Raw genomic sequence first — 14,017 nt, 5'->3', positions numbered from 1 at the left:
CAAAAGGCCGCTAAACGGCGGCCTTTTGAACATGGAATTTATTTGACGTTATAGTAAATCTTCGGTCCAATAAATCAGATAATCCGAAAGAGCTTCGCTATATCCCGTTTCTTTGTAGCGGATATTGCCTTCCTTATCAATCACGACCAAGGTCGGAATTCCGGAGATACCATATAGCTTGACTAATTCATCATTTCCGTATAAAAGGGTCATGGCATAATCATTTTCATCCATATATTTAATCTGTTTTTTGCGGCCCTTCTCCCAGACACAAATCGAAAATACCACGACATCATCGTGAGCGTCATTCCTTATAAATTTATTCAATGTCGGCATTGTTCTGCGGCAAGGCCCGCACCATGTTGCCCAAAAATCAAGTACGATTACTTTCCCTTTAAAATCGGCCAAATTAACCATATTGCCGTCTTTGTCAGGCAAGGACCAATCCGGGGCGGACTCATCGAGTTTTTCCTTCAAAGCCTCTTCCTTGCGTTCTGACGCGCCATTAACCCAGTTGGACTTGACGCCCGCGATTATTTCCTGCCAACGAGAATCATCCTTTAATGGCTCCAAATCTTCTTCTTTTTGAGTAGAACCAGCTTTATCCCAGCCAAGTTCAACAGCAGTTTGCAGGGACTTAAAGGCGTTTTCAACATCGCCCGTCAAATTATAAGCGCAGGCAACATCATAATGAGCTTCGGCGTTTGTCGTGAAATCTTCTTTGGCCTGATAGTAATTTATCATTTCTCCGTAAGACCCGGCGTTTCTCAAGGCTCGGGCATAATAATAGTCGCGATACTCCGCAATCTCATCATCCGGGGTCCCCTGCGCTTTACGTTCTTCCAGCATCGCGTCGATTTTTTCCAGAGATTGATCATACTTTCCGGTCAAGGCATAAAAGTAGGCATAGGTTCGGTCAGAAGCCCAGCGCGCCTCGGCGGCTTTGCCCTTATCGAGAAGTTCCAGCGCTTTGTCATAATTTTTCTGATATACATTCAGCTTATAAACGTATTCATGCGGATATGATTCTTCCGGCTGAAGCTCGGCCAATTTAGTAAAATACCCCAAATCCTCTTCAAGCATATTTGCCAATTCTTTGGCATCGGGATCATCGTCATCGGCATTAAATAAATCGCTTACGTAAGTTGCCAAAAGCAGCCGATATCCATAAGGCCATTCAGCGTCAAGAGCAATCGCTTTTCGGCCAAGTTTTATCTTTTCAACCGGCGATTCGGCGACCCGGCCATATAAATATGTAAATTTGGCCGAATTGATATCGGATTTCAGTAATTCCTCACAAAACGAGCGAGCCGCGTCGATATCATCTCTTCTCCATCTATCCTGCGCCCGGCGTATCACGTCGATATCCGAGGCGTTATTAATAAAATCCCCGCACAATTCTCCAACTTCCTCTTCGGTAATCACGGCTTTATATTTCTCATCAAAGACTTCCCTCGTATACTCGTCCGCTAAAACAATGGCCGATAAACACGCGACCAGAAACAGAATACATAGAATGCTTCGCTTGTACACAAAACCCTCCTACTCAAAATCTCCTGAAAAGAAGTATGCTTATTGTTTTTTTCTCATCTTTAGTTTTTCCAATTCAAAGTAATTCATTAGGGCATTGTCTTCAAGCTGTTTTTACACCTGTTCGGGATAAACTGAGCTTGACGAATTAATTAAAAATCCTATATTGACTTGTACCTCATTTACTTATCCCGCCAACGGGACAAACAGGAGATCGAAATGTTAAAGCATCTTGTGATTACTTTCACTGCAATCATTTGGTCTGGGGCTGCTACCTACGCTGCTGATTTATATAAGGTTGACGTCACCAGTTTAAGTGATGCATTAATACTAAAATCGTCTATGGCCGAACCAATTGCCAGATTAAATGATGGGTATTTGGTTTTGATAGATGAGTCTGCCGCTCAACAAATCGAAAATAGCGGGATAAGAGTACACCTATTGGGCAAAAATATCTCAAAAAATGAAATTGCCCTTGATAATAGGCAAGATGATGAAAATATCGGAAAATTCGAGATGTTATATTCCGAAGATCAGGTTAGGTTTTTCAGAGTGGATAAAACCATGCCGCCTGAAAAAATGCAGGAATCTGAGTTATTTCCAGTTATAAATTATGGTATCGATATCGAATATATTCCACCATCCGAGAAATCTGTCGATCCGAGCAGATACCCTGATAATTTAACTGAGTTGATTTCCGGTATTCTTGAGGATTCATTGTACTCTTATGATACTCATCTGGAATCTTATCCTCCCCGGGTTTCCGGCTCCCAGTCAGCCAAGGATTCACGGGATTGGATTTTTAATAAACTAATCGAATTCGGTTACGATTCGGTCGTAGTCGATACTTTTGAAGCAACTATTTATAGCGAGCTAACCGAATGCTATAATATAATAGCCTATAAAGTTGGTACCGTCATGCCGGATCATCATGTTATTGTCGGGGCTCACAAAGATGCCTACTACGGTTCTCCCGGCGCCGACGATAACGGTTCAGGAACCTGCGGGGTTCTGGAAATTGCTCGAATATTAAAAGACGTGGATACCGATTTAACCTTTGTTTTCTCCCTCTATTCTGGTGAAGAGCAAGGGAAGCTCGGTTCCTGGCATTATGCTAACGAAGCCAAAGACAGGGGCGATAGTATTGTGTATATGTTCAATCTGGATATGATTGGTAATTTCGAAAATACAAATGACGTTTCAATGCACTATGGATCTCAGATGGAATATACTGACCTATGGTATGATCTTGCTGACTCTCTTGTAAATTTGACCGGCCATTATGATGGAGCCAATAGCAGGTCCGACCATTATCCATTTCAACAAAATGGTTATCAGGTAACCTTTTTAATCGAGTACATATTTTCCGATTACTACCATAAGTTCCAGGATAGCACTGTTTATATGAATTTTGATTATGTCACAAGGATTGTAAAATCAGCGTTGGCGACTGTATATACGGTTTCTCAAACGTATGTTCCGTATAATAGTCTTGCTTTTAGCATTGCCGGTAATCCTCCCAATGTTGTCTTACCGGGCAAATCAACTCCCGTAACTATTGAGGTATTAGGTGCCTATGGCGGTACACCGATTCAAAACAGTGGATACTTACATTACAGCATTAATGGCGGAGAATATCAAATTATCCCAATGGCTTCCCTTGATCTCACAACTTATCAAACGAATTTACCTGGTTTATCCTGCGGGGATGAAATATCTTATTATTTCAGCGCATCTGAAATCATAAACGGTCAGTTTTATTACCCCTCACCCGGATCGCCGTTGACGGTCATTGTTGGATCCGAACAAGTCATTATTTTTGAGGATGATTTTGAAACCGATAAATCCTGGACGGCAACCGGTCAATGGGAACGAGGAACTCCCCTGGGCATGGGCGGAGCTCACGGCTACCCGGATCCATCTTATGCATATTCAGGTGAAAACGTATATGGTTATAATTTATCAGGCGATTATCCGGACAATTTGGGCCCACAATTTTTGACGGCCCCATTTTTAGATTGTTCCGATTATGGCGAAGTCACGCTTAGCTTTATGCGCTGGCTAGGGGTCGAGCGTTCTCAGTATGATCATGCCTCAATAGAAGCAGCCGGTTTCGGGACGGGATTTGTTACTGTTTGGGAAAACGAAGCCACAATTAGCGATAACGAATGGGTTGCACAAACAATTGATATTTCAGAAATTGCCGACCATGAGAGCACTGTCATACTCCGCTGGACAATGGGAAGCACCGATAATGGTTGGACCTATTGCGGTTGGAATATTGATGATGTTTCTATCACCGGCTATACATGCGATCAGACAAACGATCCCCTGGCGATAACAAGCGAATCGATTCCCGGAGGCGCAACCGGGGATACGTATTCTTATCAACTGGAAGCTATCGGCGGTGTCGGCAATCATACTTGGGCGGACAGGGATAATAGTCTCGTCGGAACTGGTTTTTCTGTAACATCCGACGGCCTTTTGGGAGGCATCCCCTTGAATCCGGGGTCTATTACTTTTGTCGCCTCGGTTGGCGATGACGACGGCAATATATCCGAACGACAATTTACGACGACAATTGAATTGAGTTATAAATGCGGCGATGCTAACGGCGATGATGAGGTCAATGTCGGTGACGCGGTTTATATAATTAATCATGTTTTCAAAGGCGGTCCTGCACCTGAACCGATTGAATCCGGCGATGCCAATAACGACGGAGAAACCAATGTCGGCGACGCGGTTTATTTAATAAATCACATCTTCAAAGGCGGCCCCCCGCCGTGCAGTTAAAATTCTGTAATGATTGACATAAAAGGCCGGGATTGACCGGCCTTTTTTGTTTCGAAGAATGTGAAGAATCTAATTCAGGCGAATCACTTCGAGTAAATTAAAATCGTTCTTTCTTACCTGAAAACTCTCGAAAAACTTTTCTTCAATTATATTTCCGGAGACGTCCAGAATTTGGATTTTTATATCATGTTGGCCTGGAGGCAATTCAAAATCACCGACAAGAATATATCCGGGCAAAAGACGCGAACATCGCAAATCGGCATTCTCTGTGAAATCGGTAATAGCGTCAATCGCAAGTTTCTTAAGCCATCCCCCACTCCCTTTGTCCGCCTTCTTTTTCATATTATGGGTTTTCAGTCCCTTCATGATTGCTCGGGCCAGGGTCTTTAGATATATCATAGATTTTTTGGCCTCAAAAGTTTCAATCGCCGCTTTACCGATATCTTCAATCAAGCGCAAATCACCCAGATAGGTATCATTCGCGAAGACTCGAATACTCTCTATATCGGTCGGCCGGGAAACCAATTGCGGAATGGAAAACTTAAAATAATAATCTTCTTTGACGTCCATTGGTATATGACCGTATTCAGCATGTGGCATTTTAGGATCATCATACAATATCTGTACGAGTTTTAACTCTTTGTCGGTTCGCAAGCGCAAATTCATAGCTTCTTTAACCGGCGCGAATCCAACCAGTCCCACTATTGACAGAACCGACAGAGAATCGGAAGCATATATAACCTCCGGCATTTCGAAATCATAGATATGAGGCTGCTCGATGAAGGCACGTCGCATTAGGTCATAATCAAGCTCGGCGTCGTCATATTTGCCATCGGCGGCATACATATGCAGGCTCATATACCGGGCAAAGGCGGAATTATTAAACCGCGATGGTTTGGCCTCGTAATTAATTTCAACTCTCGATGAATCGTCTCGGTCCTGGGCATTGAGCATATCCGCTTCTTCGCGGTACTTTTGTTCCAGTAAATTGAGTTTTTCATTGGCGCGACGTATTTCGACAAAAGCATCGTCAAATAGATCAAGGGAAATGTAATTTAAGGCCTTGATTAGATTTGAATACAGTATCTCGTAATCTTCCCCGGTATATTCCAGGATATTATCGTTTAATATTATAGAACCTACCGCCCGCGAGATACTGCGAGTATATAATTCATCGGCGGCGTCTTCCGCCTGGGTCAGGCGCGAAATACTGGAATCAAATTGAAGATTATAATGATAGGCCAGGCCGGCATCCAGATAGTACAAAAAGCGATCCTTCTTTTTGTACTTTCCGTTAGTTTTTGCCTCTTCAATCTGAGCGACTGCCGATGAAAAATTACCCTGTCTTAACTCCTTTTCAATCGGCTCATAAAAGGCTTTTTGCGTCGCGACCGAACTGCAGCCGGAAAAAACGCCCAGTGCACAGACAAAAAGAACGGCGATCTTTAATTTATCGCGCAACTTTATCAATCGCCTGATTCCTACCAGCTCGTTTTATCCTTTGAGATTTCCTTCTTGACTTTTTTGGTGCCGATCCAAACTTTTTCAGCCGTTTCAATATTGATTAGTTCCAAATCGGTTTGGTAATAAACGACACGAACTCCGCCTGCCTCGTCAACGATTGATTTTATCGCTCCCAGGAGGATAAAATCAGCGCCCGTTTCTGCCCGAAGTTTTTTCATTGTTTCGCGCGACGCGAAATCCCGCTGGTCGTACCTTTCCTCGCGCCCATCTTCCCTTTGATCGCGAGTGGCAACGAACCTGATTTGCCCGGAATTGATAAGTTCTCGTTCAAAATCGGTTGTGAATGTTTCCGTATCGATATGCTCGCTGCTTCTATTACGTATCAGACCGACGGTGACAAATGGTTTCTGGCTGGTAGCCGAGGCAAAATCGATCAACCAGGGCCGCGACAAACAATCACTAACCATTTCTTCGGCAACTAATCTCGCGTCAGTGTCATTCCATTTTCCGCTGACATCGGTCACCGTTTCGGGATCGATCCGATGTATCTGGCGCGATGATGATCCGCATCCCAGCAAAACCGCTGAAACAATTAAAATAAGGATTAAATTCTTCACAATTCATCCTCCGTAATTTATATGTTTATCTGTCAGGTTCAAATTGTACAAATATAAATATCAATATTGAGCCGCTCGTCACAATTAAAATATTGACAGAATATCGAAAATTTTCCGTATTCAATATTGTTTTTCGAAAGTGAATGACCGAGGGATTATATAATATCAGGCTAATTTCAAATACAAAAAAGAACTAAAAATTAAGCCGCAAATCTCTATAACTAATAATCTATCAGTATATTACAAAATATGGCCTTTTTTGCATTTTTTTGCTGTTAAGACCTTGACAATAAATAAAAGAGATGTATATTACTCCCCAATTGATAATGATTCTCAATTTCTATTTTGGGAGTAATAATGAGTATTGACGCTCATCAAATCTTTAATGAGTATATAAAGGCCTCGGGGCTCAAAGGAACCACCCAAAGAGAAATCATCCTTGACGCTTTTTTATCGACTAATGATCATGTTTCGGTTGACGACCTCCATATGATTCTTAAAAAACTTAGCCGGAAAGTCGGTTACGCGACCATCTATCGCACTATGAAACTTATCGCCGACAGCGGCTTGGCACGGGAGGTATTATTCAATGACGGAATATCCCGCTTTGAACATACAATCGATTCCGAACATCATCATCACCTGATTTGCCAGAAATGTAAAAAGATTGTCGAGTTTTCAAGTGAAGCCCTGGATGCCGAGGAAAAGGCGATCGCTCGAAAACACGAATTCGAGACTCATTCTCATCATTTTAAGATTTTTGGAATTTGTAAGGACTGCCGGAAAATGGCGGAACGGAAACAAAATCAGAAAAAACGGGTTAATAAATAATGTTTGATAAAACGCTAATTGCATCGGAGAGAAAGATGAGCTCTATGACTAAATTCGACCAACTGAACCTTAGTGAAACCAAAGTTGGCAAAACTTATCAACTGGTGAGTTTAGACGGGGGATTCAAGCTTCGTGAAAAAATCGCGTCGATGGGGCTCAATTCGGGAACGTATTTTACCATTATAGCCAATTCGGGCCACGGTCCGGTCGGACTTGAAGTCCGATGCACCAGATTGGGGATTGGACGCGGGGCGGCCATTAAAATCAAGGTGAAGGAAGTTGAATTCGGATAAACAGGAATTTACAATCGCCTTGTCCGGAAATCCCAATTCCGGAAAAACGACAATTTTTAATAACCTGACCGGCGCCAACCAGCATGTCGGCAACTATCCCGGTGTTACCGTTGAAAAAAAAGAAGGCTATTCGAATTTTGACGGTCATCGATATAAATTAGTCGATCTTCCGGGGACCTATTCCTTGTCAGCCTATTCTATCGAAGAAATAATCGCGCGCAACTATATCATAAAAGAAAAGCCTGATGTTGTCGTTGATGTCGTGGACGCCACAAATATCGAGCGTAATCTATATTTAACTACACAAATCATTGAGCTGGGCATTCCGGTCGTGATCGCTCTCAATATGAGCGACATGACTCATTCCCGGGGAATACAGATTGATACCAAATTGCTTTCCCAGCTTCTGGGTGTCCCGATTATTCCCACAATCGGATCGAAACGAAAAGGGATGGATAATTTAATGCGTGCCGTAATTGAAACGGTGAGAAACGGCAAGAAAAATAATCCGATTGAAATAAATTATGGCAGGGAATTCGAGACGGAGCTTACTCGGATTGAAAAATCGCTTGATAATTACACCGCCATTACCAACGGCTACCGCCCCCGTTGGCTGGCTCTCAAGATTCTCGAGAATGACAAAGAAATTATTTCCCATTTTGAAAACAGTGTTTCCGATTTGGAATTCTATCAGGCAATTGATAAATCTCGAAATAATATAGAAACTCTTTTTGGTGATGAAACGGCGGCGGTTGTATCGGATAGGAGATACGCTTATATCAGCGGAGCCTGCGCCGAAGCGATAACATTAACCGGGACCAATCGCCATGATATTTCCGATAAAATCGATCTGGCCCTCATTCACCCCGTCCTGGGTCTGCCCATTTTCGGTTTTCTGATATGGCTGATGTTTAATCTGACCTTTACTTTGAGCGAATACCCCATGGACTGGATTGAAAGCGGCATTTCTCTATTATCCGGCTGGCTGCAATCGACTCTCCCCGACGGCCTTTTGAGTTCACTCATAGTTGATGGTATTATCGGAGGTGTCGGAGGCGTCATTGTCTTTTTGCCCAATATCATGATGCTCTTTTTGTGCATCGCCTTACTCGAAGACAGCGGCTATATGGCTCGGGCCGCATTCATAATGGACCGCATCATGCACAAAATAGGACTGCACGGCAAATCATTTATACCGATGATTATCGGTTTCGGGTGTTCGGTTCCGGCCTACATGGGCAGCCGTATTTTAGAAGACAAAACAGACCGACTGGTCACTTTGCATGTAACGACCTTTATGAGTTGTGGAGCCAGATTACCGGTATATATTTTAATTTGCGGAGCGTTCTGGCCGGAAAATGCCGGCAATGTCGTTTTTTCCATTTATGTTCTGGGTATCATCATTGCCATCGCGATGGTCAAAATTCTCCGGACCTTCAGATTCAAAGGTATGTCGGCTCCCTTCATTATGGAACTTCCTCCTTATCGGGTACCAACTTTGCGTTCACTGTCTATTCATATGTGGGAACGCTCATGGCTCTATCTGCGAAAAGCCGGTACGGTTATTTTGGGTATCTCGATAATTATGTGGTTTTTGATGACATTTCCCCGAACGGATACGTTTTCGCATGACTATGATTCCCTCGCCGAAGAAGCCGTCTCTCAACAGGAAATTGGAAACCTGACGGGAGATGAATTAGAAACAACCCTTACAGGCTTTCAAAACATTAAAGCGTCGGAGCAATTATCTAATAGTTTTGCCGGTAAAATCGGTAAGACTGTTGAGCCGGTTATCGCACCCTTGGGATTCGACTGGCGTTTGGGCATCGCTCTCGTTTCATGCTTCGCCGCCAAGGAAGTCGTGGTGTCAACCATGGGTACCATTTATGGGGTCGGCGAGGCCGGTGAAGAATCGACATCCCTAAGACAAAAACTGGCCCATGACCCGGCTTATTCCAAATTGATCGCTTATGCGTTTGTCGTTTTTATTCTATTGTATACTCCCTGCATGGCTGCGCTTGCCGTATTCCTGCGCGAATCGGGATCATGGAAGGAACTTTTCTACCAGATAATCTATACTTTTTCCTTAGCGTATGGTCTGGCGTTAATCGTATATCAAGGTGGAAGGCTCTTGGGGCTTAATTAATATGAGGCTGATATGTTTGAGCTAATTATTGTTACTGTCGTTGTTATTGCCGCCGCCTGGTATGTCGGAAAAACTTTATGGAAAGAAAGTAAGGGGCAGGGATGCGCTGGTTGTAATTGTACTTCGCAGGGGAAAAAATTGCATAAATTCGTCAGAATAAAAAACATTGGTCCGAAGAAGTTATAAAGCCAAAAAGCCATTTAACTGAGTAAAACTAGGCAATTCTTGACTATTCAAGACACTTTTTATATATTCAAAAAACTAAAAGTACAAACCATTCTTTTGAAACCTTTATATGGAAAATCTCGGCCAAGCGGAGGATCCCAGTATGACATTGCCAATAACCTCTGATCGTATTATCCTACGAAGATATACTCATGAAGATGCACAAGATATATTTGAATTTGTGTCTCAACCTTCGGTAGCAAAAGTAACATCCGATAATATAGAAGCTACCGAAGACGGGATTAAAAAATACATCGACTTGCAGAATTCATATCAGCCCTTTGAAAAGGAAAAGGTATTTGACCTGGCCATTGAACGGAAAGAAGATGGCAAGGTGATGGGATTGTTGACGCTGATATGTCGAGACCAAAAACAAGGGGCAATCGGATGGGCGCTGGGTACTGAGTATCGAGGGCAGGGATATGCCACAGAAGGAGCCAAAGCATTGATGAACTATGGGTTTAGATCGCTTGATTTGCACCGCATTCAAGCGGATACAAGTAGCGGCAATTCTGCATCCTGGAAAATAATGGAAAGTCTTGGGATGAGGCGAGAGGCACAGTTAAGAGAAGCAGTTTATGAAGAAAGTGAATGGTGGGATAAATATATCTATGCCTTACTTGCTGATGAGTGGATGTATAAGGAAGCAACATGATAATATAGTAGGAATTGTGTTTATTCACTCCATAACGGCGGCTAAGATCTCGCTGGAGTGGATCCAGCACGCAGCGGCGAAAATCAGGTTTGCTAAACCTCAGCTTGAGGTTGATATATTGGAAATACGTTTTGGGATAAAAGTAAGGGACAGGGATGTGTTGGATGCGATTGTTCATCGCAAAAGAATAAACTAAAGAAAATCGTCACAATAAAAACTATTGGTCCCAAAAAGCTATAACGCGTACGTTATCATTTTGAGTTATCAATAATGGAATGAGGATAATATCATGAATCTTGATAAAAATAATTATGCCCGATGGAATGGAAAATCATTAACCGTCGATATTCTATATTCACGAGCCGGAATCGCTAATCAGGTTTGGATTGAAAATTCAGAAGGGGCAATATTGATCGATTGCGGAGATGGTATCCTAAGAGATTTATTGAAAAACAAAATTAATTACAAGAAATTATCAGCAATTTTCATTACACACGGGCATTTTGATCATATGGGAGGGCTTCATTCGCTGCTTGGTTTTCTCCGTATGATCGGCCGCGAAGAAACTCTCGTTATATATGCTCCAAGTGATTGTATTGAAGTTGAATCTATGGTGCGTGAATTCACACGCATATATGATTTCACGACTGAATTTCCAATCATTCTGGGCAATCTCAACGAAGGAGATAAACGATCGGTCGCCGGGATGAATATTGAAGTATTTGAAATGACCCATTACGGCAGCGTTGCCGGAGCCGGAATTACCGACCCTCTCCCCGCTCTCGGTTATCGAATTTCCTGTGAAGATGAAATCATCGCCATAACCGGCGATACCGGCACGAACAAGTTCAATAAGAATTTAGTAAAAGGCGCCAACCTGGCGATCATAGAATCTACTTTTCGCGATACCAAATCGATTGATAAAAAAATGATTAGCAAAGTCCATCTTACGGAAAAATTAGCCCGGGAATACGGCAAACTGGCCAAAGAATATATTCTGGTGCATAAGGCGTATTGATAATCAAATATCAACGAATATCCGGGCCAATGATTTGCCCGGAGCCTGAATATCCAAATCAAGAAAATACCCGAACGGCGTTTGGGAAACTTCGTATTCCGCTTTCGTCAACCTATGCTCAGCGCTGTCGAATAATTGTTTGGTGGCTTCGAGAGTAGCTTTGCTTTCGGATAAATGCGCGAAAGAATGCAGGAGTATTTTGCGCGTATCGTTTTTGCGGGCCGCCCATTTTAGATTCTTAATCATTTTGGTTTCGACCGCCGACAGGTTTTCTTCATCCTCTTTTTCGACCTGTATGAATCCTATCAGAGTATCATTAATTTCCCGTTCTTCATCGATATCCTGAACTTCTTCAACCGCCTTAACGCTGGTTTTATAGGCAAATCTATCAGTGTATATCATCAACAATTTCATCGCACGCCGCCTTGTTATATCTAATCATTAAAATACATAGCAACCGTAAAAGGTATTCTATAATAATCTACCGCGCCTTGATCTCGCCGCGGAGGAGCATTTTCAAACCCTCAAAAGTGCCTTTCCATACGGCGTCTTCCCCGGCCATAATAGCCACGATAGCTTTATCCTCAAGGCTGACTTCCATTACCAGTTCTTCCCCGTCGATATTAAAAACCGCTTCGCCCCACATATCGGCGGGTAAATCGCTGTATTCAACATCTTTATCGGTCCGAATCTCACCGGTCATTTTTAACTTTGACATTCTCATCTCCCACGAATTTATTCACTATTGTTTTTTCGCTTTTTAATCAACCTCTTGATTTCGTCTTCGCCCAGGGGCAGGTTATTTTTAACTTTCAGACTCTCCGACCATTCCCGGGCAAAATCTCTCTGCAGGCGATAATTAATAAAGGCCGTTACCAGCATGGCCAGAAACGCCCCCAAGCTGGCCAATCCCATATCTTTGTGAGCGTCCCAAATGTCACCCTGTGTTCCCAGGTAGGCCACGCCCAGATCGCCGCCAAAAACTTTGACCGCTCCCCATTCGAATAATTCAAAGAGCATTGATGTTGACATCGTTACATCCAGAGGCAGGAAATATCCCCAAAAACCTTTGACATGAGCGACTCGAAAAAACACTTCCCGAATCGGATAAGCCAGAAGCAGGCCGTAACTGAAATGAACCAGGCGGTCGAAATGATTTCTTTCCCACCCCATCAACGAATTAAATGTCCGGCCGATTATTGACTCAAACCAGGCGTCATATGGTACCTGCGCGTAGGTATAATGAGCTCCGATTTCATGAACACCTATAAATAAAAAAATTAATGAGTAGGAAATCCGTGAAAGTGGAAATCTCTTGGCGGTAAATGCCAGAACCCCGACACATACGACCGCCAGGAGATTTTCCAAAGCCCAGTCCTGCCGGTCATGAGGGTTTATCGCCAGTACGATCCAGAGAATAAGAAATGCCACTCCCAGTAACGCGGCATATCTTTTATGAGATAATCTTGATTTTTCCAAACTGAGCCTCTTTTTCCGGAATCGTTAATTCGAAATAAGAAAAGATTATTTTGTTAAGGCAAGTCTATTATTTGGTCGTTTCAATAGTTGACAGAAAGCGCCCAATCGCATACATTCGCCGCCATGGAATGGTATATGTATCTGGCTGTCATCGGAGCGGGCTTCGCCGCCGGATTTATTAACACCCTTGCCGGAAGCGGCTCGCTTATTACTTTGCCGCTTTTGATTTTTCTCGGTCTGCCCGCCAATATCGCTAACGGAACCAACCGCGTCGCCATTCTCCTGCAGAATATTGTCGGAGTCAGGACTTTTCATAACAGCCATCTATTAAATATTAAACACAGCTTTAAGCTGGCAATCCCGGCCGTAATCGGAGCCATAATCGGCGCCCAGATCGCGTCCGATTTGAATGAACGAATAATGCATCACACTATCGGCGTTATCATGGTTTGCATGCTGATCATACTTCTGGTGCGGCCCAAAAGATGGTTCAAAGCCAAAGCTATTGATGATATTACCAAAACGTCATTTGTTCAGATGTTAATATTTTTCGGAATTGGAATATATGGAGGATTTATTCAGGCCGGTGTCGGGATTATCCTTTTGGCCGGATTGATGCTCAGCGTCGGCTTCGATGAGCTGCATGCCAATCCGGTGAAAGTTCTAATCGTCCTCTGTTTCACGTTTTTCGCCGTAATTATTTTCGCCCTCAACGATCAAATTGTCTGGACCGTAGGGCTTATTATGGCGATCGGAAATATGCTGGGCGCTTGGGTGGCCGTAAAATTCGCCATAAAAAAGGGTAATAAATTTATCCGCTGGATACTTATAATCATCGTTGCCGTCTCGGCCGCCAAGCTTTTGGGAATAATCGATCTATTTATTTGATATTTCTATATTTTTATATTGACCTGTTTCATTCATATTAATATCTTATATTACATCTATGTATTATGTTCAATATTC

14 protein-coding genes are annotated in these 14,017 nt (G+C 42.9%); 8 read left to right on the top strand and 6 right to left on the bottom strand.

The window, feature by feature from the left end:
* Positions 1-48: 48 nt before the first annotated feature.
* Positions 49-1,533 (bottom strand): TlpA disulfide reductase family protein, encoded by a 1,485-nt coding sequence (locus tag V3V99_03655; protein MEE9441744.1) that lies wholly within the window; start codon positions 1,531-1,533, stop codon positions 49-51.
* A gap of 216 nt (positions 1,534-1,749) precedes the next feature.
* Between V3V99_03655 and V3V99_03650 the strand changes: the two genes are divergently transcribed.
* Positions 1,750-4,323, top strand: coding sequence for a M28 family peptidase (locus tag V3V99_03650; protein ID MEE9441743.1), 2,574 nt, complete (start codon positions 1,750-1,752; stop codon positions 4,321-4,323).
* Between the two features lie 69 nt (positions 4,324-4,392).
* Here the strand turns inward: V3V99_03650 and V3V99_03645 are convergent, their stop codons facing one another.
* Positions 4,393-5,793 carry a hypothetical protein gene (locus tag V3V99_03645; protein ID MEE9441742.1) on the bottom strand — a complete coding sequence of 467 codons (1,401 nt, stop codon included), beginning with the start codon at positions 5,791-5,793 and terminating at the stop codon, positions 4,393-4,395.
* Between the two features lie 11 nt (positions 5,794-5,804).
* A complete protein-coding gene (locus V3V99_03640; protein MEE9441741.1) occupies positions 5,805-6,404 on the bottom strand; it encodes a penicillin-binding protein activator LpoB in 600 nt (199 codons plus the stop codon).
* A 357-nt stretch (positions 6,405-6,761) separates the two neighbouring features.
* On the opposite strand from V3V99_03640, the gene V3V99_03635 reads away from it, so the two are divergent.
* The 6 genes from V3V99_03635 (at position 6,762) to V3V99_03610 (ending at position 11,572) form a co-directional block, all read left to right on the top strand.
* Entirely contained in the window at positions 6,762-7,235 is a 474-nt protein-coding gene (locus V3V99_03635) for a transcriptional repressor (protein MEE9441740.1), read from the top strand.
* Between the two features lie 35 nt (positions 7,236-7,270).
* Complete coding sequence (locus V3V99_03630; protein ID MEE9441739.1) at positions 7,271-7,528, top strand: ferrous iron transport protein A; 258 nt, start codon at positions 7,271-7,273, stop codon at positions 7,526-7,528.
* Positions 7,515-9,674: a ferrous iron transport protein B gene (gene feoB, locus V3V99_03625; protein ID MEE9441738.1), complete on the top strand. Its 2,160-nt coding sequence runs from the start codon at positions 7,515-7,517 to the stop codon at positions 9,672-9,674. The genes V3V99_03630 and feoB overlap by 14 nt, the downstream gene beginning before the upstream one ends.
* A 12-nt stretch (positions 9,675-9,686) precedes the next feature.
* On the top strand, positions 9,687-9,860 hold the full coding sequence (locus V3V99_03620; protein MEE9441737.1) for a FeoB-associated Cys-rich membrane protein: 174 nt from the start codon (positions 9,687-9,689) through the stop codon (positions 9,858-9,860).
* A gap of 142 nt (positions 9,861-10,002) precedes the next feature.
* Positions 10,003-10,554: a GNAT family N-acetyltransferase gene (locus tag V3V99_03615; GenBank protein ID MEE9441736.1), complete on the top strand. Its 552-nt coding sequence runs from the start codon at positions 10,003-10,005 to the stop codon at positions 10,552-10,554.
* A gap of 289 nt (positions 10,555-10,843) precedes the next feature.
* Positions 10,844-11,572: an MBL fold metallo-hydrolase gene (locus V3V99_03610; GenBank protein ID MEE9441735.1), complete on the top strand. Its 729-nt coding sequence runs from the start codon at positions 10,844-10,846 to the stop codon at positions 11,570-11,572.
* Positions 11,573-11,575: 3 nt separating this feature from the next.
* Here the strand turns inward: V3V99_03610 and V3V99_03605 are convergent, their stop codons facing one another.
* The 3 genes from V3V99_03605 to V3V99_03595 all read right to left on the bottom strand — a co-directional run bounded on the left by V3V99_03605 (position 11,576) and on the right by V3V99_03595 (position 13,051).
* Positions 11,576-11,986: a threonyl-tRNA synthetase editing domain-containing protein gene (locus V3V99_03605; protein MEE9441734.1), complete on the bottom strand. Its 411-nt coding sequence runs from the start codon at positions 11,984-11,986 to the stop codon at positions 11,576-11,578.
* 67 nt (positions 11,987-12,053) lie between these two features.
* Positions 12,054-12,290 (bottom strand): hypothetical protein, encoded by a 237-nt coding sequence (locus tag V3V99_03600; GenBank protein MEE9441733.1) that lies wholly within the window; start codon positions 12,288-12,290, stop codon positions 12,054-12,056.
* A gap of 17 nt (positions 12,291-12,307) precedes the next feature.
* A complete protein-coding gene (locus V3V99_03595; protein MEE9441732.1) occupies positions 12,308-13,051 on the bottom strand; it encodes a DUF2238 domain-containing protein in 744 nt (247 codons plus the stop codon).
* A gap of 87 nt (positions 13,052-13,138) precedes the next feature.
* Between V3V99_03595 and V3V99_03590 the strand changes: the two genes are divergently transcribed.
* The gene (locus V3V99_03590; GenBank protein ID MEE9441731.1) at positions 13,139-13,939 is read left to right on the top strand and encodes a sulfite exporter TauE/SafE family protein; all 801 of its coding nucleotides are present in this window, start codon (positions 13,139-13,141) and stop codon (positions 13,937-13,939) included.
* Positions 13,940-14,017 lie beyond the last annotated feature (78 nt).

It is taken from the genome of Candidatus Zixiibacteriota bacterium (genome assembly GCA_036480375.1).
Taxonomy (GTDB): Bacteria; Zixibacteria; MSB-5A5; order GN15; family JAAZOE01; genus JAZGGI01.
The sequence above is the reverse complement of the archived record's forward strand: the minus strand, read 5'-3'. Positions and strand labels throughout refer to the sequence as shown.

Coding starts and splice junctions, on each gene's coding strand:
- V3V99_03605 (MEE9441734.1), bottom strand. CDS start 11,986: ATGAAATTGTTGATGATATACACTGATAGATTTGCCTATAAAACCAGC.
- V3V99_03620 (MEE9441737.1), top strand. CDS start 9,687: ATGTTTGAGCTAATTATTGTTACTGTCGTTGTTATTGCCGCCGCCTGG.
- V3V99_03610 (MEE9441735.1), top strand. CDS start 10,844: ATGAATCTTGATAAAAATAATTATGCCCGATGGAATGGAAAATCATTA.
- V3V99_03635 (MEE9441740.1), top strand. CDS start 6,762: ATGAGTATTGACGCTCATCAAATCTTTAATGAGTATATAAAGGCCTCG.
- V3V99_03600 (MEE9441733.1), bottom strand. CDS start 12,290: ATGTCAAAGTTAAAAATGACCGGTGAGATTCGGACCGATAAAGATGTT.
- V3V99_03630 (MEE9441739.1), top strand. CDS start 7,271: ATGAGCTCTATGACTAAATTCGACCAACTGAACCTTAGTGAAACCAAA.
- V3V99_03615 (MEE9441736.1), top strand. CDS start 10,003: ATGACATTGCCAATAACCTCTGATCGTATTATCCTACGAAGATATACT.
- V3V99_03650 (MEE9441743.1), top strand. CDS start 1,750: ATGTTAAAGCATCTTGTGATTACTTTCACTGCAATCATTTGGTCTGGG.